Genomic DNA, 2,196 nt, shown 5'->3' on the forward strand with positions numbered 1-2,196 from the left:
ACAATTTCATGTCTTCTTGACTCTTTCTTTTTTCCTATCTTTATTGACGTGTTTACTGTTCAGTTTTCAATGTCCCTGCGCCCTCTCGTCGAGTGCTCATCTATAATACCATCTATCCTCTACCTTTGCAAGTCTTTTTTTTACTTTTTTTCGTTTTTTTATTTAACCCTCTTTTTTCTCTCTTTATCACATCCTTAATTATATAATGTCATTTCTCTTTTTTCTTTAAAGAATGCAAACTCGGTCCATCAATTAAATGACCATAAGCATCATAAGTTGACTGATGACACGGACACAACCATATCTTATCTTTTTGATCAAATTCTATAATACATTTTAAATGCGGACAATATGGAGAAAATACATGACATTTTCCATTGTCATCTTTATAGACTGCTTTGAGTTTCCCATTTTCACGAACAATAGCACCTTCACCATTTTGTATTTGATTCACTTTCTTACAATGAAACCTTGGATATATAAAACCCTTATAATATGAATTCATGATTTTCTTTTGATATTCCTTAGCAAAAGATAGTGAAAAATATTGACAGCTATATAAACTTTTATAGGGATTCTCTTGCTGTAAAATTAAATCTTTAATTAATTTGGCCGCTACCTGAGATAATGTCATGCCCCATTTTTGAAAACCATAAATTACATATTCCTGACTTCCCGGTTTTATCTCACCAATATAAGGTACTCCACGTAATGGCACACTATCTAATGCATACCATTCTTGACTCGCCATATCAATATATATTCCCTTATCCTGTACCGGTCTATAACTATCAGTATGATCTATACATAGTAAACTTTGATTCTCTTCTTTATTTCGCAAATCAACATTCTCTTTTGTCTGAAACAACTTTGCAAAATAAATCCCTTTTTTAATAAAAGGATACCTTGTCGCATGAATAACATAACGACTTCGAATCTTATGATGATTGACTTTTAAAATAAAACCATCTTTTTTGCGTTCAATACTTTCAACCATACTCTTTTCATAAAAAACAATACCATCTTTTTGACACTTATCAATTAACCCATACATATATTTCAAAGGATGAAAAACCGCTTGATGTTTTAAGCCAACTGATGCTAAATGTTGTGAATCTTTGATAACTTCTACATGAAAAGATTTTAATATGTACTCAAGCTCCTGAATCATAGAAACATATTGAGGATCATCAGTATATACATACGCATCGTTTTCCTGAAAATCACATGCAATATCTTCCTTACGAATAATATCTTTAATTGTATTCAACGCTTCCTCTTGCGAACGAAAATACAGATGTGCATAATGTATATTATAATGTTTTTTAAGAAGTGGATAGATTTTCCCATGTAAAACCGTTAGTTTTGCAGTCGTATGTCCACTCGTATGACTTGCAATCTGATCTTTATCTACAACAATAACACGATAGGGTAAATCTTTTAATTGATAAGCCAGTGAAACCCCAGCCATTCCTGCCCCAATAATAACAATATCTGTATCCATATCATCTTGAATAGATGCACATCTTTGAATAGATGAAGTTTTCTGCCAATAAGATTGATTCATAGTTATATCACCATGTGATATTCTTTCCAAAAATAATCAGTTTAAACAAAAAAAGAACTAAGATTCAGTCAATGTCGTCAATTTAACGACAAATTTAAATTAGAAATCTGACATATTCAGATTTCTTTTTTTGTTTATTAAGATTCATAAGTAATTATAGAAGTGATATATCATATTTAGTGAAATCTCAACGATTTAATGATATAATTGTAGTATAGAAAAGGAGTGGTTTTATGTTTGTGAAGGTTGTTCAAAATAATAGAGGCAAAAAAGGCACTTATTTCTGCTCTCTTGTTGAGTCTTATCGTGATGGTGATAAAATCAAGCACCGCACTATTCGTAGTTTTGGTCTTCTTACTGAAGAACAGGTTCCCTATCTTAAAGCCATGTATGCTAAAAAGAAACCTAGACTTGTGTATGATGATGAAGAATAATGTCTATCTATTTTACATTTGAATATTTTGATGCTCTTTTGTCTCATCCTGATATTTTTGAGATTGCTAGAAAAGTTCCCAGATATTTTACAAGAGATTCAAAATTGGGACTTACAGGACTGCTCAAGTTTCTCATATCTAGACAAGGTTACACAGTTGCCAATGAAATCAATCATTACTATTCATCTTTTGGGT

The 2,196-nt window shown here is 31.2% G+C and carries 3 protein-coding genes; 2 read left to right on the top strand and 1 reads right to left on the bottom strand.

Features of this window, described 5'->3' with window-relative positions; all coding sequences use genetic code 11:
• Positions 1-208: 208 nt before the first annotated feature.
• Complete coding sequence (locus tag B5E87_RS14680; RefSeq protein ID WP_087246152.1) at positions 209-1,567, bottom strand: FAD-dependent oxidoreductase; 1,359 nt, start codon at positions 1,565-1,567, stop codon at positions 209-211.
• Between the two features lie 233 nt (positions 1,568-1,800).
• On the opposite strand from B5E87_RS14680, the gene B5E87_RS14685 reads away from it, so the two are divergent.
• Together B5E87_RS14685 and B5E87_RS15335 are read left to right on the top strand one after the other, a co-directional pair.
• Complete coding sequence (locus tag B5E87_RS14685) at positions 1,801-2,001, top strand: hypothetical protein (RefSeq protein ID WP_087244157.1); 201 nt, start codon at positions 1,801-1,803, stop codon at positions 1,999-2,001.
• Positions 2,001-2,196 (top strand): hypothetical protein (locus B5E87_RS15335; RefSeq protein WP_206399320.1); only part of this gene is annotated, 196 nt, incomplete at its 3' end. The genes B5E87_RS14685 and B5E87_RS15335, both read left to right, overlap by 1 nt.

Source organism: Massilimicrobiota sp. An142 (genome assembly GCF_002160725.1).
Classification (GTDB): Bacteria; Bacillota_I; Bacilli_A; order Erysipelotrichales; family Coprobacillaceae; genus Allocoprobacillus; species Allocoprobacillus merdigallinarum.

Coding starts and splice junctions, on each gene's coding strand:
- B5E87_RS14685 (WP_087244157.1), top strand. CDS start 1,801: ATGTTTGTGAAGGTTGTTCAAAATAATAGAGGCAAAAAAGGCACTTAT.
- B5E87_RS14680 (WP_087246152.1), bottom strand. CDS start 1,567: ATGAATCAATCTTATTGGCAGAAAACTTCATCTATTCAAAGATGTGCA.